The following is a 17,675-nucleotide window of genomic DNA, read 5'->3' as shown; positions in this document are numbered from 1 at the left end:
AAAGATAAAAACTTTACGGTGCTTTTTTGTTTCATAGGAAATTACGTCCTATGAAACAAAAAACGCTCCGCGAGGATGCGCACTTGCGCGAAGCAGAAACATGTCGCAAGCGACCGCGCGAGACGCCCGAATGTGCCAAAGCACATTCTTTTTAGGTATATAGGAAAAGGCTGCATAAAAAATCGAAAAAGGGGGAATCCTGATATGGAACGAAATATGTTTACATACGAAGCGATCGATTCGGCGCTGGTGATTCATCTGCCGAAGGAGGTAGATCATCATAACTGCCTGACACTCAAATATGAAACAGACCTGCTTCTGGCGGAAAATTATATTAACCGGATTATTTTTGATTTTTCAGGGACGGAATTTATGGATAGTTCCGGGATCGGTGTAATTCTCAACCGGTATAAGCAGATGGAGGGTAGCAGCGGCACGGTGGCGGTGTACGGGGCAGGCGAGCGGATGCGCCGGATTTTGCGGATCGGCGGCGTGTATCGTTTGGTGCAGTCGTACCGGACGAGAGAGGAGGCACTGGATGGGAGACATTAAAGGAGAGATGAATATGTATGCGGATGATATATCTGTATCAGAAACGGAAGTGAAAGGAAAACTTAAAAAAATAAAAAATTCAGAAGAATACAGAAAATTTGAACAGAATGAACAGAGACAAGCAGAGAAGAATGGCACGTGGATGCACCTGGAGATAGACAGCCATTCATCGAACGAGGAGTTTGCCCGTGTCACAGCGGCAGTCTTCATGAGTCGGATGAATCCGACGATGGAGGAGCTGGAGGATGTGAAAACGGCGGTCTCGGAGGCGGTGACAAATGCGGTGATTCATGGGTATAGCGATGAAATCGGAATTATTTACATAGAAGCGCGGATTGAGGGAGAAGAACTGATAATTTCGGTCCGGGATGAGGGAAAAGGAATCCTGAATGTGGAAAAGGCGATGGAGCCGATGTATACGACAGACACGACCGGCGAGCGCTCAGGGATGGGCTTTTCGTTTATGGAAGCGTTTATGGATGAGGTCGAGGTGGAGTCCAAGGTGGGCTGCGGAACGTGTGTGACGATGAAAAAGCAAATTGGAAGGGGATATATGAATAAAGAGCAGGAAGAAAAAGAAACGGCAGAGTCCTATGGATAAAACCATCGAGCAGATCAAACGGGCACACCAGGGCGATAAGACGGCGCGGGAGGCGCTGGTAAAGGACAATCTGGGACTTGTATGGAGCATCGTCCGCCGCTTTGCGGGGCGGGGGTGTGAGACGGAGGACTTATTTCAGATCGGAAGTATCGGGCTATTGAAGGCGATTGATAAGTTTGACCTATCATATGAGGTGCGTTTTTCGACGTATGCGGTGCCGATGATTGCGGGGGAGATCAAACGTTTTCTCCGGGATGACGGGATCATCAAGGTCAGCCGTTCCATCAAAGAGCAAAACCAGCGGCTCCGGGCAGCACGGGATGCGCTCTGCACGGCGCTTGGGCGGGAGCCGACGCTGGAAGAGCTGGCGGCGCAGATTGGAGTGAGCTGTGAGGAAGCAGCCGCATCGATGGCGGCGGACAGTCCGGTTGAATCGCTCTCTGCACCAGCCAGCGCCGGGGAAGAAACTGGCCTTCTGCTTCAGGACCGGATTGCTGGGGAGACAGCGGAGAATGAGGTTCTGCTTGACCGGATGCTTTTGGGAGATTTGCTGAAAATGCTCAATGGACGGCAGCGGGAGATCATTGTGCGGCACTATTTTTATGATCAGACACAGACTCAGATCGCGGCGCAGCTCGGCATTTCACAAGTACAGGTGTCGCGGATCGAGCGGAAAATATTAGGGCAGATGCGCGCAAAGCTGGAAGAAACATGAGAAAAAAAGGCAGGCTCATAATTCAGAATATATGAATGTGCATACTCCATTGAAAGACAGCCATACTACTGGATGCAGGAACTTTTAGAGTTTCCAGAATACACAGGAAGGATGGAAAAAAATGACGGGAAATGTGAAAGTGACAATGAAAAAAAAGATGGGAATCTGTGTCTGGGTCGGATGCATGATTCTGATTGTAGCAGCGCTCTGTCTCTGTCTGATGGCAGTGGGGCGGGACAGCGTCTACATTGACGGAACCTTCGTACAGCATTCCGGGGACAGCGCGGAGGCATTTTTGAGACCGGAGGCACAGACGGAGAAGGCAGCATTATGACACAGACGGTCTATCTGAAACTCAGCCAGATCACGCAGGTACATGAGAAAAATGTACCGCTTGCAAGCCTGGGAGAGGTTTATTGCAGTGAAAAAAGCGTGGAAAGCCGCTGCCGTGCGATGATCGTGAAGAGGATCCGCGGCGGCGGGAAACAGCGCGAAAGCCGTCTGGTTGGAAACGTCATGGAGATTATCCAGCAGATTGAACGGGAAATTCCGGGGACATCGGTGCAGAATCTGGGGGAGACGGACTATGTCATTCATTATCAGCCGCCGCGCCGTCAGGCGCTTGTCTGGCAGTGGTGCAAGACGCTGTTCGTCTGCCTGATTTGCTTTTTCGGGGCGGCATTTGCGATCATGACATTCAACAACGATGCAAACGTGCTGGATGTATTCAGGAAAATATATGAGATCACGACGGGGCAGGCGTCGGACGGAATAACGGCGTTGGAGGTCGGTTATTCGATCGGGCTTCCGGTGGGGATTTTGCTGTTTTTTAACCATTTTACTTCGTGGAAATTCAGTCTCGATCCGACGCCGCTGGAGGTAGAAATGCGCCTGTATGAGGAAAATGTCAATAAAACGCTGATTCAGAACGAGGAGCGGAAGGAGGATGACATCGATGTTTCTTAAAGAAGCGCTGCTTTTGCTGGCGGGGCTGGCGGCGGGAAGCACGGTGGCAGCGGGAGTCTACGCCTTTCTGGTGGTCATCGGCGTTTATCCGCGCCTGATTGGAAAGACGGCGACGGCGTCGAAGGGGAAAATCTTCTTGTATGAGACGATTATCGCGCTGGGGGGATTGTTTGGAAATGTGGTGGATTTATTTACAGAGAAAGTGAAACAGCTGACCGGGAGTTTTCTGAGAATAGCGTGGCCAGCGGCAATGCCGGAGGCAGAGTTGTGGCAGAAGGCAGCAGAAGGCGGTGGCAGAACGGGAGCTGGTGCTGGATTTCTGGTGATGCTTGGAAATGTCTCCGGACAGCTGCTTCTAGCGGCTGCGGGACTTTCCTGTGGTATTTTTGTAGGCTGCCTCGTCATGTCGCTGGCAGAGACATTGAAAGCCCTGCCGGTGCTGAGCCGCCGCCTGCGTCTGGCAGTGGGGCTGCCATATCTCCTTCTCGCGATTGCGGCGGGGAAATGTGCGGGTTCGCTGTATTATTTCTTACATGGAATTGGAAGACAGTAGAAGAGAGGAGAAACCATGGAAGCCAGAAAAGATCAATATGAAGCATATGTCAAATCGGTTACGCCCGTCCACAGTACATGGAAAAATGTGTTGATGGCGGGCATTTCAGGCGGGCTGATCTGCCTGGCGGCGCAGATCAGCACAAATTGTCTGGTTCAGACAGGCATGGAGGAGAAAACGGCGGCGCTCTGGACGATGCTGGGACTGATTCTGCTCAGCGTTATCCTGACAGGGGCAAATGTATTCCAGAGGCTGGCGCGTGTTTTTGGGGCTGGTGTGCTGGTTCCGATCACCGGATTCGCCAATTCAGTTGCATCCCCGGCGCTGGAATACAAGGCGGAAGGACAGGTGTTTGGTGTCGGATGCAAAATATTTACAATCGCGGGTCCGGTGATCCTGTATGGGATTCTGAGTTCGTGGGGATTAGGGGTTGTGTATTGGGGGTGGATGATGCTGACTCAATAATAAACGAGAAAAAGTCTCAATAATATAATAAGAATCTTTCTTGTTTTGTGAAAAATGAGGGTTTACAATCCGGAAATAAATACCTATAATAGCCATAGGGTAATCTGACCGTCTGAACAGCCAGATTCATTATAGAAAAAAGGAACCAGAGAGATGGACGTTTGCTAAGAAGGATAACCGCTTTCGTGACGAGGCGGCTGTCACAGATCAGACAGACCGAGCATGAATGTCTCAGCCGGTCCCGGAAATGGAGTGCTTTATGGCAGAAAAAGTGTTAGAAGTAAATCAGATAAAAGCAAATATAGAAGAAAAAGAGATCCTGCACGGCGTTGATTTGAGCGTCGGCGCAGGAGAGGTACATGTCCTGATGGGACCGAACGGCGCGGGCAAATCGACGCTCGGAAACGTCCTGATGGGAAACCCGCGATATCAGATCACGGGCGGTCAGATCTTATTTAAGGGTGAGGATATCACACATGAGTCCACGGACAAGCGTTCCAAAGCCGGTATGTTCCTGTCCTTCCAGGAGCCGCTGGAGGTACCGGGACTTTCGCTGGAAAGTTTCCTGCGGAGCGCGATGCGCCAGCAGACTGGCAAGAACTTAAAGATCTGGGAATTTCATAAACAGCTCAAAAAGGCGATGGACATTCTCCAGATGGATGAATCGTATGCACAGAGAAGCTTAAACGTGGGCTTTTCTGGCGGTGAGAAGAAAAAATCTGAGATTTTACAGCTGATGCTCTTAAATCCGAGCCTGGCAATCCTCGATGAGACAGACTCTGGTCTGGATGTTGATGCAGTCCGTCTGGTTTCTAAGGGTGTGGAAGAGTACCAGAAGAACCAGAACGGCGCGCTTCTTATTATCACGCACAGCACCCGGATTCTCGATGCACTGCATGTTGACTATACGCACATCATGGTAGATGGAAAGATCGTGGCAACCGGTGACGGCTCCCTAGTTGATAAGATCAACCAGGAAGGCTACGAATCCTTTATCCGTGAGGCGGGTGTGGCAGACGCCCGGAACTAATCGTTACTGTTCGCAGGCAGGCATTTTTGGAATCGAAGGTGCTGCAGGATAACGCGACAGTAATAACGAAACAGCACGGGTAATATGGAGGCATCAAACATGAAAGAAAAAACGTATGTAGATGACATTGATCGCAGCGTCTACGATATAAAAGACAAAGAAAATGACGCATATAAAGTAAAAGCGGGTCTGACCCCGGAGATCGTTGAGAAGATTTCTAAGGAGAAAAATGACCCGGCATGGATGCAGCAGTTCCGTCTGCAGTCCTTACAGATTTACAATTCCCTGCAGGTTCCGAACTGGGGACCGGATATCGAGGATCTGGACATGGATAACATCGTAACCTATGTCCGTCCGAAATCCAAGATGAGCGCTAAATGGTCGGAGGTTCCGAAGGACATCAAAGATACCTTTGAGCGTCTGGGAATCCCGCAGGCGGAGCAGAAATCACTGGCAGGCGTGGGCGCCCAGTATGACTCGGAGTTAGTATATCATAACGTGCGCGCGGAGGTAGCGGCGCAGGGCGTTGTCTACACCGATCTGGAGAGCGCAATGCACGGCGAATATGCGGAAATGATCCGGAAGCATTTTATGCATCTGGTCAAACCGCAGGAACATAAGTTTGCAGCGCTGCACGGGGCGGTCTGGTCCGGCGGATCTTTTGTGTACGTGCCAAAGGGCGTGTCGGTTACGATCCCGCTTCAGTCCTATTTTCGACTCAATGCACCGGGAGCCGGACAGTTTGAACATACTCTGATCATCGTTGATGAGGGGGCATATCTGCATTTCATCGAGGGCTGTTCTGCGCCGAAATATAACGTAGCAAACCTGCATGCGGGCTGTGTTGAGCTGTACGTCGGCAAAAATGCGAAACTCCGCTATTCGACGATCGAGAACTGGTCGAAAAATATGTACAATTTGAACACCAAGCGCGCGATTGTGGAAGAGGGTGGCACGATCGAGTGGGTATCGGGTTCCTTTGGTTCCCATGTATCGTATCTGTACCCGATGAGTATTTTAAAGGGTGACGATTCAAAGATGGAATTTACCGGCATTACTTTTGCCGGAGAAGGTCAGAACCTCGATACCGGTGCGAAGGTAGTCCACACGGGAAAACGGACTTCTTCCTATATTAATACGAAATCTATTTCCAAGGACGGCGGTATCAGTACGTTCCGAAGCAGTGTGCAGATTGGAAAACAGGCATCCGGTTCTAAGGCATCGGTTTCCTGCCAGTCCCTGATGCTGGATGATATTTCACGTTCCGATACGGTCCCGGCGATGGATATCCGGACCCGCGACGCGAACGTCGGCCATGAGGCAAAGATTGGACGGATCAGCGACGAGGCTGTTTTCTATCTGATGTCACGCGGCATCAGCGAGGAGGACGCGCGCGCAATGATCGTCAGCGGATTTGCGGATGATGTATCGAAGGAGCTGCCGCTTGAGTACGCGGTTGAGATGAACAACCTGATTCAGCTTGAGATGAAAGGCAGTATCGGATAATAGATGGTTACTGTTTGCAGCGGGAATTTTGAAATAACAGATTCCGCTGCGGGGCATGCAAGTGCATGAATGGTAACGACAGGAGGAAACAATGGGACAGAAAGAAATGACAGTAAACATTCTTCCGACCCGAACCTGGAACCGGCTGGGAATGAACGAAAGCCAGATACAGATTGAGTGGCCGGAGGAAAGTGTTTTGATAAAACCGGAGCGCCTGGCAGCAGGTGTGACCTGGGAAAAAGAAATCTCCGGAAAAGAGTGGAATGAAATCCAGACCGGCATGGGACGCGAGTACGATGCGATGGCGGCGGAATGCGGAACGGCTGGCGCAAATAGAACGGACACTGTAAATGGAACGGCTGTTGCAGAAGAAAATGCCGGTGCGGGAAGTATCTACCGGCTGACAGCGGAAGCGGCAGCTGTGCTTCAGAATGAAAATACAGAATGGACGGTTCTCTGCGTCGATTACAAAAACGGCAGTTACCAGAACCGCCTCTGCCTGGATGCAAAGGAAAACAGCCGCTTAAACGTGCTGATCGTATTCCGCTCCGGGGAGGACACACAGGGAACATCCTCGTTCCAGGTAAAGGTTCATGCGGAAAAGAATGCAAAGGTACAGCTTCAGGAAGTGCAGCTTCTCGGTGCCAGATATACCTGCCTGAGTGATATCGGTGCGTCCTGCGGGGAAAATGCCACATTTGAGCTTTTGAAACTGGAGCTGGGCGCAGGCAAGGTCTACGCGGGCTGCCTGACCGAGCTGGAAGGAAAAAAGAGCGCATTTGACGCGAAGATCGGCTATTACACCAGTGTAAACCAGAAGCTGGATATGAACTATACAGTACGCCATCGCGGCAAAAAGACAGAGAGTATGATGGAAGTCTCTGGCGTTTTGCAGGACGGTTCCTCCAAGCTGTTCCGCGGAACGATCGATTTCGTGCCGGGATGCGCCGGGGCAAAGGGAACTGAGCGCGAGGATGTGCTGCTGCTCGGCGATGAGATCGTAAACCAGACGATTCCGCTGATTCTGTGTGCGGAAGAAGATGTCGAAGGAAATCACGGCGCTTCGATGGGCGATCTGGACGATGCAACGCTGTTTTATCTGTGCTCCCGCGGACTGTCGAGAGAGGAAGCTGAGCGCATGGTAGCGCGGGCGAGAATCGACGCGCTGAATGAGCTGGTAGCTGACGAGGCAGTACAGAAGCAGGTTCAGGAGTTCATGAACCAGAAGCGATAATAAAATGAAAAAACTGTAAGTTGGCTGCGGTTTGTTTTTGCAGCAAGTATACAAACAAATATATAAGAAGGAACAGAACATGACAGATTACAAGAAAGATTTTCCCCTGCTTGCGGGTTCGGATATCGCATATCTGGACAATGCGGCAACGGCACAGCGCCCGGAGGCGGTATTAAAGGCAGTGGAAGATTTCTATACAAAGAAAAATGCCAATCCGCTCCGCGGGCTCTATGAGCTGGGAATCGAGGCGACGGAGGCATATGAAGCGGCAAGAGAGCGCGTGCGGGAATTTATCAATGCTGGAAAGACGAGCGAGGTCGTGTTTACACGCAACAGCACCGAGAGCCTGAATTTGATCGCGTACAGCTATGGTTTAACCAGTCTGAAAGCAGGCGATGAGATCTTAATCAGCATTGATAACCACCACAGCAATATCCTGCCGTGGCAGATGGTATCCAGACAGACAGGCGCGAAGCTCGTTTATCTGGAATGTCAGCCGGATGGTTCCTACCGGGATGAGGATATGGAAGCCCTGGTGACAGAAAAGACAAAGATCGCAGCCATGCCGCAGATTTCCAATGTCCTTGGCCGCAGAAATCCGGTAGAGAAGCTGACGAAACTGGTGCATGAAAAAGGCGGTGTCATCGTCATCGATGCGGCACAGAGCGCCCCGCATATTCCGGTGGATGTGCAGGCACTGGATGCAGATTTCCTTGTATTTTCCGGTCACAAGCTGATGGCACCGATGGGAATCGGCGTCCTGTACGGAAAAGAGACCCTTCTGGATGCGATGCCGCCGTTCCTGACGGGCGGCGAGATGATCGATTCGGTCAGCCGGGAATCCGCAGTCTTTGCCGAACTGCCGCACAAATTCGAAGCCGGTACCGTCAATGGCGGCGGTGCGGTCGGCTTACAGGCGGCGATCGATTATCTGATGAACGTCGGATTTGACGAGGTGCGGAAGCGTGAGGAGCTGCTGACAACACGGGCAATGACGGCGATGCAGCAGATTCCGGGCGTTCATATCCAGGGAAGTGATAAGCCGGAAGAGCACAACGGAATTATCAGCTTTACCGTGGACGGCGTACATCCGCACGATATCGCGTCGATTCTGGATGCCGCAAATGTCAATGTGCGCGCAGGCCACCATTGCGCCCAGCCGCTTTTAAAACATCTGGGTGTATTTGCAACAGCGCGTGCCAGCTTTGCGTTCTACAATACGGAGGAGGACATCGACCGTTTTGTCCAGAACCTGAAAGAAATCCGGAGGAAAATGGGATATGGAGAATAGAACCTTTTACAATGAAATACTGACGGATCACAATCTGCATCCGTTACATAAAGAAAAGCTGCCGGATGCCAATCTGGTATTAGAGGGCGTCAATCCGAGCTGTGGAGATGACATCATTCTTCAGCTGAAGGTCGAAGATGGACAGGTGGTAGACGGTGCTTTTGAGGGAAGCGGCTGCGCAATCTCCCAGGCATCCGCTGATATCATGCTGGATCTGATCATCGGAAAATCCGAAGAGGAAGCACGCCATCTGGCGGATCTGTTCCTGCGGATGATCAAGGGCGAGGCAGGCGAGAACGAGATCGAAGAACTCGAGGAAGCCGGTGCCCTGGTCGATGTTTCCCATATGCCGGCGCGTGTCAAATGCGCGGTGCTGGGATGGCATACGATGGAAGAGATGCTGGATAAGGAAAACGAGAAATAAGAGAGAAGATAAAAAGAAACGGGAGCTATTCTTTTGGGAGTGTCAGGGCGGGACGTACCATTTCCGCTCTGATGATCTATATACCTGAAATAGTCTGGAAAAGAAAGAAAAGTCAGATGTGTTGGTGAAAATATATACAAAAATAGATTGGCAAAAACAAAACACGTATAGAGAAAATAGCAAAAAAAAGCCGATCTAGATGCGTGTTTCGTATAAAATATCCAAAAGATTGACGGCATATTTACAAAAACAAACAAAGATGTTAAAATAATGATAAAAAGGATGCAGATGGCGATGTACATACGGATGGCGTACAGCTGAATCCTGTGGCTGGAGGTATGAGAGATGCCAAATTTTTCATATAAAGCGCTGGGACGGGATGGAAAAGAAGTCCGGGGAGTGCTCCAGGCTGAGAGTGAAGCGGCAGCCGCTTCCAGAATCCGGGAAAACTATCCGATTCTTTTGAGCATCAGCCAAAAGAAAGAGAAGAAAAGACCTGATGAGGGCAGTCTCCTGGAAATGGAGATCGGAAGCAGGCGGATCAAGACGAAGAAGCTGGCGATCCTGTGTTCACAGTTTGCGCTCACCCTTCATTCGGGCATGACAGTGGCACACGCGATGCGTATGCTGGCAGATCAGAATGAGGACAAGCGGATCCGGAAGATCCTGGGGGCTGCGGCAGAGGAAGTAGCTGCAGGAAGTACCGTTGCGTCGGCGCTGGAAAAGTATAGCGACCGTTTTCCGCTCACATTTATCGAGACGATCCGGGCAGGCGAGCAGTCTGGTACGCTGGAACGATCCTTTGACAGGCTTCAGAAGTTTTACGAAAAGTCCTACAAGACGACGGAGAAGATCAAGGGAGCGATGACCTATCCTTTGTTTGTCGTTGCGGTTGCGGTGGTTGTCCTGATTATCGTCATGGCGAAGGTTATCCCGACACTGGCAGATGTATTTGCCGATCTGGGCGGTACGCTGCCGCTGATGACGCGGATGCTGATCGCGACTTCTCATTTCTTCGCGAAGTGGTGGCTGCTGATGCTGGCGGTGCTGGCGTTTTTGAAGATTGGTTCGCAGGTCTACGGCAATACGCCGCAGGAACGGATTGAGAAAGCAAAGATCATGTTATCCCTTCCACTTGTGGGCGCGATCAACCAGATGAACGGCGCAGCGCAGTTTGCCAATACAATGTCGGTGCTTCTGGCAGCGGGTATCACGATCAATCAGGCGGTTGACACGACGGCGAAGGTCATGGACAATGCACTTCTGAGCGAGGATGTTCGCTCCATGCGCGAAGGAATCGAGCGGGGACGCAGTCTGGTGGAATGTCTGCAGGGAAAGAACTATTTCCCGCCGACGATGGTCGATATGTGTTCCGTCGGAGAAGAAACCGGTGAGCTCGAGGAGACACTGGACAATGTTGCCGATTATTACGCCAACGAGGCGGATTATCGAATTCAGCGGCTTCTGGCACTGCTGGAACCGACGATGCTGGTGGTGCTTGCGATTTTTGCGGGTATCATTGTAGTGTCGATTTATCTGCCTATCTTTACGATGTACGATCTGATGTAAGCGTAATTGACTGCACACATGTGAAATGTGATACAGCATAGGCTGGATGGCGCAGAGATAATTCTCTGTTCATTAATATAATACTATACAAGGATATTGATTTTATGAAAGGTTTAATCAAGAAAGTTCGTGGGAACAAAAAAGGTTTCACACTGGCTGAGCTGTTGGTGGTTGTTGCAATTGTGGGCATCCTGGTTGCAATCTCGATTCCGGTATTTACGGCACAGCTGAGCAAGGCTAGAAAGGCTACGAATCAGGCGAATATGAGAGCAGCAAAGGCGGCAGCGGTTGCTCAGTATCTGACAGACAGTGCAGATTCAGCTTCAAAAATTGAATATGATTATGACATTAGTACAGGACAGGCTACTGTAGTAACGGGAAACAAAAAAGCTACTACAGAAAAAACTCTTGATGATGTTGATGGAAAAGAAAAGTACGATTTGTTTAGTGTATCAATTGAGCCGAGTAAAAATGGAACAGCATCTACTGATAAAGATGCAATCAATGGTGCGATTATTAAACTGTATGTTGGAAAACAATAAAATTAGTGTTCATAAATAACCACATACGTGGAGAAAATGGATGGGGTTTTTCCCATCCATTTTTGCTAAATGCGCCTGCCAGAGCTTTCATTTGTGGTGGTACACCTGACTGCCAGGCGCATGAAGGTTTAGAAGTAACTGTTCACAGGTAGGAATTTTCTGAACTGAAAATTCCGTACGATACAGTTCTGGCAGCAGATTTTGCCGATTTGGAATGCGCAGCATCGGCAAAATCCCGTTGCTGGGCACACGTGTGTGAACAGTAACGTTTAGAATGGAAGTGATGTTCACATCAGAAATTTTTCAGGATTTAAAAATCCATTCATTGTCAGATACATAAGCGTGACCTGCAACGCACGAATCAAAACAAAGTCAGCAGGTCATTTTGATAAAAAGTGGGTGAGCAAATGAAAAAGAACCAACACGGTTTTACACTGGCAGAGCTGCTGGTGGTGATAGCGATCGTAGGGATCCTGGCGGCGATCAGTATTCCGATTTTTACGGCACAGCGGAAAAAAGCGGTCATCGCAGCCAATCAGGCGAATGTCCGTGCGGCGAAGGCGGCGGCCGTGGCAATGCTGTATGGAAGCAAGGAAAGCCTGGAACGCTACGAGAACCAGCCGCAGAAGCAATACCGCTATTACCGATACAATGTAAAAGAGGGAAAGATTGTCTGTCAGGCAGAGGGAGAGAACGCGCACATTGAGTACGCACAGGGAAGTGGAACAAAGAAGGTAAATGACCTGGGGCAGGAATACCGGAAGACGGCGATGGAAGCCAAGACACCGTGTACAGATATTCTGGTTTACATCGGAAATCCGGCGGCTAATCCATATGCGAATACGTCTCCGCTTCAGACCGCTCCTTTCTATGAGGGAAATGAAGTTGGGGGAACCAGCCAGAATCCATTTGGTCCAAAGCCGGGATTTGGCGCCAAATAAAAGAAATGAAATTGGGCGTTTTAAGATAAAGATAGCGTTTTACATATCTTGGAAGATATAAAATATTGGGGATTTACAAACAGACAGAACATGGGTACGGACAGGAGATATTCCATTGATGCTGCATCAAACCACATTTTTAACAATTTACATTTTGATGATTACTTTTATTCTGGGCTGTGCGCTCGGAAGTTTTACAGACTGTCTGGCAGGGCGGATGTTAAACGGAACGTCCGTTTTGAAAGGGAGATCCCACTGTGATGCCTGCGGTCATGTGCTGGGAGTACTGGATTTGGTACCGCTTTTTTCACGGCTGTGCCTGCGGGGCAGGTGCCGTTATTGCGGAGCGAAGATCCCGGCGGAGGCATTCTGGACGGAACTTGTTTCAGGAATTGCATGCTGCCTGATTATGTACCGGTACGATGTCTCGGTGCTGGCACTGCGGGGAATTCTGCTCTGGATGGTGCTTTTATGTCTGACACTCACAGATCTGCATGCGTGGATCATACCGGACCGGCTTCAGATAGCCGGAATCCTGATCTTTTTCGGCACGGCGCTGGGCTTACCGGAACCGGGAAGACAGATGCTGCGGGGAGTTCTGACCGGTGCCGGACTGGCTGTCAGTATGCTGGCACTTTCCCTGCTGTTTGACCGCCTGACCGGAAAAGAAAGCTTGGGGGGCGGCGATGTAAAACTTTTTTTTGTGACGGGACTGTATATGCGTTCCGCCTGGGAGGTATTATTTTTCCTGATTCTCAGCTGTGTGCTGGGAATTGCAGGTTCTGTCATCGGTCGGAGGGAGAAAATTCCGTTTGGACCGGCGATTGCGGCGGCATGTTTTTGTATGCTGCTGTATGGAGATATATGGACACAATGGTATACAGGGCTCTTTTAAAGGGAGTGCAGAGATGAAGAATTGTTTAGGAATTGAGATTGGACATTACCGTATCAAGATTGCATATGCGGAAAATGGCGAGCTTCGCGAATTTATCAGCGAGCGGGTCGAGGGGATCGACCGGAACGATATGCGTCAATATGCGGATTTAATAAAGGATTTGTTGAAGGAGTATGCGATCCGCTGCCGGAACGTCGTGTTTGTCATCCGGCAGGAGGATGCGTATGTGCGGCGCTTTGAGCTGCCGCTGATGACGGAGGAACAGCTCCGGCTGAATCTTCCATATGAGTTCCATGATTATATCGGAAACGAGATGGATAAGTACGTCTTTGATTATGCGATGATCTATGCGGATCAGGAAAAAATGGATTTGATTGGTGCGGCGTGTACGAAAGAGCTGTCGCAGCAATTTGAAAAACTGGCCAAGATGGCACACTTGAAATTGGTCGGTCTGGTTCCGGCCGTGCTGGGACTGGAATGGATTCTGGAATATGCAGAAGAGAGAATGGCGGATGAGAAGAAGGCTTTGGAGACAAAGCTGAATGCAGAACCTCATAAAAAGGAAGAAAAAGAGAACGCAAAGGGGGCAGAAAAATCGGAAACTGTGAAAGACTATGCGATTCTCGATCTGGGAACCCAAGCATTGCGGATCCATTTCTTTCGCCAGGGGATCTATGATATTACCCGTACCATGGAGCCGGGCTGTGAGGAGATCGAGCAGATCCGTTTGGGAGATAAGAACAAGATGCAGGAACTGGGAATTGAGGTGGAGGAAGAAAACCGCGAGGAGACCGACAAAGAAAAGATGGCGGCTGTGCTGGAGGAGCAGTACCGGACCCGCGCCGTCCAGGTCATGCGAGTTTTGAACTTTTATAGCTTCAACAATGTGAATAATACGATCGACAGCCTCTATTATTGCGGCGGAGGCGCACGATACGGGGAATTGATTGATGCGCTGAAAGAAACGCTGGATCTGCCGGTGCGGAGTGTGGCGGAGCTTCTGCCGGAGGTCTCTTTGGATGAGGAAGACGAGTGGATCGACAGCCCACAGGCATACGGTGTATTACTTGCATAAGGAGGAAGAGCGGTGGCTGATTTAAAATCAATCGCGAATATGCAGATTGGCGGTCCGAAGTATCCGAAAAAACGGCGCATCAATCTGTATCAGAAGCAGACTAAAAAAGGGAAAATAGCGGCGGAGCTGGGCGCGTTTGCCGTTTTTATGGTTTTTGTCTACGGATTTTCGAGATTTGGCGTAATGCTTCCCCTGCAGGAGGCAGACCGGGCAGAGGCGGTTTATGCGGCGACAGAGAAGGAGCTTCGTACATTGGAGAAATCCAACGAGGTGTACGGTGAGGTCCTGGCAGAGTACGCGCATTATGGAAATGGGTATCTGAATGAGGAAGAGAGTAAGCTTCCGGACCGCCGGATGATGCTGGATTCCCTGAAATCACAGATTTTCCCGCTGACGGCAGTTTCGAGTGTTTCGATCACCTCGGATCAGATGTCATTGGAAGGAACCATTCCCAATGGTACACTCTTTTCGCAGCTGGTCCGTGATGCACAGGCGGATCCGAATGCGCGCTATGTGACCGCTTCGCTGGAGGAAACAGTGAAGAAAGATGGCGAAGAGAGAGCTCTGGCATCCTTGAAGCAGGTGGGAGTGTCAATGGCTGTATTTTTTAACGAACCAGAAGAGGGCAAAGAAAAATGAATTCGTTAGGGAAATATGTATTAACAAAAACACAGAAAATAGTGCTGCTGGTTGTAGTCTTTGCCCTGATCGCGGGCGGCTACTATGCCGGATTTTACCTGCCGGTGCAGAGGCGGATTGAGGCGGCGGACACGGCGGAGCTGGATGCCCAGATTCAGCTGGAGCAGATGAAAGCGATGCAGATCCGGCAGATGGAGGAAGAGATCGAGGAAAACAAGACATCGAATGCGCCGATGGTTCCGGCCTACAATCATTTCAAGACGGAGACGGAGGAGCTGAACCGTATTTTTGCGAATGCGTATGATTTTACTTTCCAGTATTCAGAGCCGCAGGTGGACGGAATGGAGATCCGCCGCGCGATGAATATTTCTTTTACGGCGGATTCGTTTGATCACGCTGTTTCGATGCTTCATGAGGTGGTCGAAGGACCGTACCGCTGTCTGATCGAGGATCTGAGCATTCAGGATGATAAAGATCTGGAAAATGAAGAGTTAGAGGATATCCGCATCCACTCAGTGGCGGTGGCGTTCCAGCTGACCTATTTTGAGACCCGCTACGATGCGGAATCGGAGGAAGGTCTGGAGCTGGAACCGGAGGAGACGCAGGCACCGTCGGGACTGGCAAATGCGGATGTGTCGAACCTGCAGCGTTCGGACCTTGAGACAGCGGCAGAGGCGGCGCTGGGAGAATAAAGCATGAAAAAAGCAGAGAACAGTGAAAAACACCCGGAAATCTGGAAGCGGGTTTTCAGCTGTATGAAAAATCAGGATGGCGCCAGCTTGATGGCGGCGCTCCTGTTTTTTGTGTTTTGCGGGGTAGGCGCGTCGATCATTCTGGCGTCCGCCTCTGCATCGGCTGGTAAGATCCGGAATCTTCCGGGAGAAGATCAGAAGCGGTATGCGGTGGACTCGGCGGCGGTATTTCTGCGGGATGAACTGCAGAAGACGGAAAATATAGTCAAGATCAAGGAAGTGATCGTGCATGACAGCCGGGAAGACGAGGAAAACGATGAGGATGATTTCTACTGCTACTACGTCGGCAGCCGGAAAAACACGGATAATGAGGCGTCGTGGCAGAAGTTCTATGGAACGGATTCGGGTTTGTCAAGCCCAGAGAGTGGGAATAGCGCGATTCTCGATTCACTGATCGTGGATATTTATAGAAATAATGAGTATCGGAAGCTGGCAGACAGGGACGATGCGTCGGAGGAAGAAATGGCGTACAAAGATTTTACCCTGTCAGTGAAGAAAGACGGAATGAGCGGGAACACGATTGATCCGTTAAAGACCAGTGTACGTCTGTGGATGACGGATGATTATAAAATCAAGGCGGTTATCTCAGATACAGTAACGGCGGATGACAGGAAGGAAGAGCGGTGCGAGAAACGGCTGGAGCTGGAAGCAGCACATAGCTTCGAGCGTAAGACGGTCACAGTACCGGGCGATGACGACGAATCGGACGACGACGATTCCTACACGATCACGACGACGACCATCATTACGACGATCCGCTGGCAGAACGGAACAATAGAGAAGGAGCTGCTGCAGAATGATAAGTAGAATGAAATGGGCAGCTGGAAGAAAGCTGCGTGCCAGTACGGGTGAGACACTGACAGAGGTACTGATATCGGTTCTTGTGATTGCACTGGGAATGACGATGTTTCTGAGTGCATTTCTGGCGTCCGGCAGGATGCTGCGGCAGGGCGAAGAGCAGATGGCGAGCTATTATGACAGCCGCAATCAGCTGGAGAACAACCGGACAGCGAAACAGGCGTCGGGCAGATATGTTCTGGAGCTGGAGGCATCTGGAACCGGCGGCATGAAGAAAAGCCTGGCGTCAAATGCCTACCAGACAGGCACACAGACGAATTACCGGACGGGACAGTATCCCATCGTGCTGTATGTGAGCCAGGCTGATTCGGATGCAGAAGAGGAAGAGGTAAACTTACAAGAGCTGCTTTACAGATACCGATAGAGGAGACAGAGATGGGACAGGAGAGATGTGAATGCCGCAGATGCAGAAATAGGCATTGCAGGCAGCAGAAACAGACGGCATCCAAGGGTCACCGGAAGCTCTTTTCAGTATGTCAGAAAAAACTCCGGTCACAGAACGGTATGACGCTGACGGAGCTTCTGGCGGCGATTGTGATTCTCGGTATGATCGGCACGGTGCTTGGAGGCGGCGTGATGATGGTAAAAAATGTTTACCAGAGGACGCAGGAACAGGCAGATGCAGAGCAGGCGCTGTCGCTCACGGCGCAGCTGATGACCGATGAATTTGCGAATGCGCTGGAAGTGAAAAATTCTGCCGGGACTTCCGCAACAGGAGAATTGGTAACACCTCTTTTGCGGAGTGGAAACGGCCACCTGTGGCTGCACTTCAGTGCGACAGACTGGTCTGGCACGGGCATTGAAAAATGGTATGGGGATTATACTTACGATGATGCGTATAATAAGATATCCTTGCTGACGCAGGCGGCGATTTCGGATGAATACTATACGGCATTTGACGGCTATACCTATTCGGAGGAGACAGCATGCTTTACGGTTCAAAATCTGGCGATCTACCGGAAAAAAGATACGATGGGAACTTCCCGGAAAGCGGTGGTAAAGCCGATTAACCTGATCGTGCGTGCGGTCAACCTGGATCAGAAATAAAATTAAAAGAGGAACGAGGA

At 50.3% G+C, this 17,675-nt stretch carries 22 protein-coding genes; all 22 read left to right on the top strand.

The window, feature by feature from the left end; genetic code table 11:
• The first annotated feature begins 204 nt into the window (after nt 1–204).
• The 22 genes from C7U56_RS02900 to C7U56_RS02790 all read left to right on the top strand — a co-directional run bounded on the left by C7U56_RS02900 (nt 205) and on the right by C7U56_RS02790 (nt 17,655).
• Nucleotides 205–552 carry an anti-sigma factor antagonist gene (locus tag C7U56_RS02900; RefSeq protein ID WP_022358681.1) on the top strand — a complete coding sequence of 116 codons (348 nt, stop codon included), beginning with the start codon at nt 205–207 and terminating at the stop codon, nt 550–552.
• Nucleotides 553–694: 142 nt separating this feature from the next.
• Nucleotides 695–1,153: an anti-sigma F factor gene (gene spoIIAB, locus C7U56_RS02895; protein WP_233430193.1), complete on the top strand. Its 459-nt coding sequence runs from the start codon at nt 695–697 to the stop codon at nt 1,151–1,153.
• Complete coding sequence (locus C7U56_RS02890; protein ID WP_107000058.1) at nt 1,146–1,868, top strand: SigB/SigF/SigG family RNA polymerase sigma factor; 723 nt, start codon at nt 1,146–1,148, stop codon at nt 1,866–1,868. Before spoIIAB ends, C7U56_RS02890 begins: the two co-directional genes overlap by 8 nt.
• A gap of 121 nt (nt 1,869–1,989) precedes the next feature.
• The gene (locus C7U56_RS02885; protein ID WP_107000057.1) at nt 1,990–2,202 is read left to right on the top strand and encodes a hypothetical protein; all 213 of its coding nucleotides are present in this window, start codon (nt 1,990–1,992) and stop codon (nt 2,200–2,202) included.
• A complete protein-coding gene (locus C7U56_RS02880) occupies nt 2,199–2,834 on the top strand; it encodes a stage V sporulation protein AA (RefSeq protein WP_107000056.1) in 636 nt (211 codons plus the stop codon). The genes C7U56_RS02885 and C7U56_RS02880 overlap by 4 nt, the downstream gene beginning before the upstream one ends.
• Complete coding sequence (locus C7U56_RS15835; RefSeq protein WP_233430160.1) at nt 2,824–3,387, top strand: stage V sporulation protein AB; 564 nt, start codon at nt 2,824–2,826, stop codon at nt 3,385–3,387. The genes C7U56_RS02880 and C7U56_RS15835 overlap by 11 nt, the downstream gene beginning before the upstream one ends.
• Nucleotides 3,388–3,402: 15 nt before the next feature.
• Entirely contained in the window at nt 3,403–3,852 is a 450-nt protein-coding gene (locus tag C7U56_RS02865; protein WP_107000055.1) for a SpoVA/SpoVAEb family sporulation membrane protein, read from the top strand.
• 259 nt (nt 3,853–4,111) lie between these two features.
• The gene (gene sufC, locus C7U56_RS02860) at nt 4,112–4,882 is read left to right on the top strand and encodes a Fe-S cluster assembly ATPase SufC (RefSeq protein ID WP_107000429.1); all 771 of its coding nucleotides are present in this window, start codon (nt 4,112–4,114) and stop codon (nt 4,880–4,882) included.
• 99 nt (nt 4,883–4,981) lie between these two features.
• Nucleotides 4,982–6,388, top strand: coding sequence for a Fe-S cluster assembly protein SufB (sufB, locus tag C7U56_RS02855; RefSeq protein ID WP_107000054.1), 1,407 nt, complete (start codon nt 4,982–4,984; stop codon nt 6,386–6,388).
• Nucleotides 6,389–6,479: 91 nt separating this feature from the next.
• A complete protein-coding gene (locus tag C7U56_RS02850; protein WP_107000053.1) occupies nt 6,480–7,622 on the top strand; it encodes a SufB/SufD family protein in 1,143 nt (380 codons plus the stop codon).
• Nucleotides 7,623–7,701: 79 nt separating this feature from the next.
• The gene (locus C7U56_RS02845) at nt 7,702–8,913 is read left to right on the top strand and encodes an aminotransferase class V-fold PLP-dependent enzyme (protein ID WP_107000052.1); all 1,212 of its coding nucleotides are present in this window, start codon (nt 7,702–7,704) and stop codon (nt 8,911–8,913) included.
• Nucleotides 8,903–9,337 (top strand): Fe-S cluster assembly sulfur transfer protein SufU, encoded by a 435-nt coding sequence (gene sufU, locus C7U56_RS02840; protein ID WP_107000051.1) that lies wholly within the window; start codon nt 8,903–8,905, stop codon nt 9,335–9,337. Before C7U56_RS02845 ends, sufU begins: the two co-directional genes overlap by 11 nt.
• A gap of 345 nt (nt 9,338–9,682) precedes the next feature.
• A complete protein-coding gene (locus C7U56_RS02835; RefSeq protein WP_107000050.1) occupies nt 9,683–10,906 on the top strand; it encodes a type II secretion system F family protein in 1,224 nt (407 codons plus the stop codon).
• A gap of 104 nt (nt 10,907–11,010) precedes the next feature.
• Nucleotides 11,011–11,448 carry a type II secretion system protein gene (locus C7U56_RS02830; protein ID WP_107000049.1) on the top strand — a complete coding sequence of 146 codons (438 nt, stop codon included), beginning with the start codon at nt 11,011–11,013 and terminating at the stop codon, nt 11,446–11,448.
• Nucleotides 11,449–11,855: 407 nt separating this feature from the next.
• On the top strand, nt 11,856–12,389 hold the full coding sequence (locus C7U56_RS02825; RefSeq protein ID WP_107000048.1) for a pilin: 534 nt from the start codon (nt 11,856–11,858) through the stop codon (nt 12,387–12,389).
• 118 nt (nt 12,390–12,507) lie between these two features.
• A complete protein-coding gene (locus C7U56_RS02820) occupies nt 12,508–13,284 on the top strand; it encodes a prepilin peptidase (RefSeq protein WP_107000047.1) in 777 nt (258 codons plus the stop codon).
• A 13-nt stretch (nt 13,285–13,297) separates the two neighbouring features.
• Entirely contained in the window at nt 13,298–14,359 is a 1,062-nt protein-coding gene (locus tag C7U56_RS02815; protein ID WP_181357149.1) for a pilus assembly protein PilM, read from the top strand.
• A 12-nt stretch (nt 14,360–14,371) separates the two neighbouring features.
• Complete coding sequence (locus C7U56_RS02810; protein WP_107000045.1) at nt 14,372–14,998, top strand: hypothetical protein; 627 nt, start codon at nt 14,372–14,374, stop codon at nt 14,996–14,998.
• On the top strand, nt 14,995–15,690 hold the full coding sequence (locus C7U56_RS02805; RefSeq protein ID WP_107000044.1) for a hypothetical protein: 696 nt from the start codon (nt 14,995–14,997) through the stop codon (nt 15,688–15,690). Before C7U56_RS02810 ends, C7U56_RS02805 begins: the two co-directional genes overlap by 4 nt.
• A gap of 3 nt (nt 15,691–15,693) precedes the next feature.
• Nucleotides 15,694–16,557, top strand: coding sequence for a hypothetical protein (locus C7U56_RS02800; RefSeq protein ID WP_107000043.1), 864 nt, complete (start codon nt 15,694–15,696; stop codon nt 16,555–16,557).
• Nucleotides 16,547–16,972 carry a hypothetical protein gene (locus C7U56_RS02795; protein WP_146143891.1) on the top strand — a complete coding sequence of 142 codons (426 nt, stop codon included), beginning with the start codon at nt 16,547–16,549 and terminating at the stop codon, nt 16,970–16,972. Before C7U56_RS02800 ends, C7U56_RS02795 begins: the two co-directional genes overlap by 11 nt.
• An 11-nt stretch (nt 16,973–16,983) precedes the next feature.
• The gene (locus tag C7U56_RS02790) at nt 16,984–17,655 is read left to right on the top strand and encodes a PulJ/GspJ family protein (protein WP_107000041.1); all 672 of its coding nucleotides are present in this window, start codon (nt 16,984–16,986) and stop codon (nt 17,653–17,655) included.
• Nucleotides 17,656–17,675 lie beyond the last annotated feature (20 nt).

It is taken from the genome of Clostridium fessum, assembly GCF_003024715.1.
In the GTDB taxonomy this organism is placed as follows: domain Bacteria; phylum Bacillota; class Clostridia; order Lachnospirales; family Lachnospiraceae; genus Otoolea; species Otoolea fessa.
The sequence above is the reverse complement of the archived record's forward strand: the minus strand, read 5'-3'. Positions and strand labels throughout refer to the sequence as shown.

Coding starts and splice junctions, on each gene's coding strand:
- C7U56_RS02880 (WP_107000056.1), top strand. CDS start 2,199: ATGACACAGACGGTCTATCTGAAACTCAGCCAGATCACGCAGGTACAT.
- C7U56_RS02900 (WP_022358681.1), top strand. CDS start 205: ATGGAACGAAATATGTTTACATACGAAGCGATCGATTCGGCGCTGGTG.
- C7U56_RS02850 (WP_107000053.1), top strand. CDS start 6,480: ATGGGACAGAAAGAAATGACAGTAAACATTCTTCCGACCCGAACCTGG.
- sufB (WP_107000054.1), top strand. CDS start 4,982: ATGAAAGAAAAAACGTATGTAGATGACATTGATCGCAGCGTCTACGAT.
- C7U56_RS02800 (WP_107000043.1), top strand. CDS start 15,694: ATGAAAAAAGCAGAGAACAGTGAAAAACACCCGGAAATCTGGAAGCGG.
- C7U56_RS02890 (WP_107000058.1), top strand. CDS start 1,146: ATGGATAAAACCATCGAGCAGATCAAACGGGCACACCAGGGCGATAAG.
- C7U56_RS02795 (WP_146143891.1), top strand. CDS start 16,547: ATGATAAGTAGAATGAAATGGGCAGCTGGAAGAAAGCTGCGTGCCAGT.
- C7U56_RS02825 (WP_107000048.1), top strand. CDS start 11,856: ATGAAAAAGAACCAACACGGTTTTACACTGGCAGAGCTGCTGGTGGTG.
- C7U56_RS02865 (WP_107000055.1), top strand. CDS start 3,403: ATGGAAGCCAGAAAAGATCAATATGAAGCATATGTCAAATCGGTTACG.
- sufC (WP_107000429.1), top strand. CDS start 4,112: ATGGCAGAAAAAGTGTTAGAAGTAAATCAGATAAAAGCAAATATAGAA.
- C7U56_RS02815 (WP_181357149.1), top strand. CDS start 13,298: ATGAAGAATTGTTTAGGAATTGAGATTGGACATTACCGTATCAAGATT.
- C7U56_RS02805 (WP_107000044.1), top strand. CDS start 14,995: ATGAATTCGTTAGGGAAATATGTATTAACAAAAACACAGAAAATAGTG.
- C7U56_RS15835 (WP_233430160.1), top strand. CDS start 2,824: ATGTTTCTTAAAGAAGCGCTGCTTTTGCTGGCGGGGCTGGCGGCGGGA.
- C7U56_RS02835 (WP_107000050.1), top strand. CDS start 9,683: ATGCCAAATTTTTCATATAAAGCGCTGGGACGGGATGGAAAAGAAGTC.
- C7U56_RS02790 (WP_107000041.1), top strand. CDS start 16,984: ATGGGACAGGAGAGATGTGAATGCCGCAGATGCAGAAATAGGCATTGC.
- C7U56_RS02820 (WP_107000047.1), top strand. CDS start 12,508: ATGCTGCATCAAACCACATTTTTAACAATTTACATTTTGATGATTACT.
- C7U56_RS02885 (WP_107000057.1), top strand. CDS start 1,990: ATGACGGGAAATGTGAAAGTGACAATGAAAAAAAAGATGGGAATCTGT.
- C7U56_RS02845 (WP_107000052.1), top strand. CDS start 7,702: ATGACAGATTACAAGAAAGATTTTCCCCTGCTTGCGGGTTCGGATATC.
- C7U56_RS02830 (WP_107000049.1), top strand. CDS start 11,011: ATGAAAGGTTTAATCAAGAAAGTTCGTGGGAACAAAAAAGGTTTCACA.
- spoIIAB (WP_233430193.1), top strand. CDS start 695: ATGCACCTGGAGATAGACAGCCATTCATCGAACGAGGAGTTTGCCCGT.
- sufU (WP_107000051.1), top strand. CDS start 8,903: ATGGAGAATAGAACCTTTTACAATGAAATACTGACGGATCACAATCTG.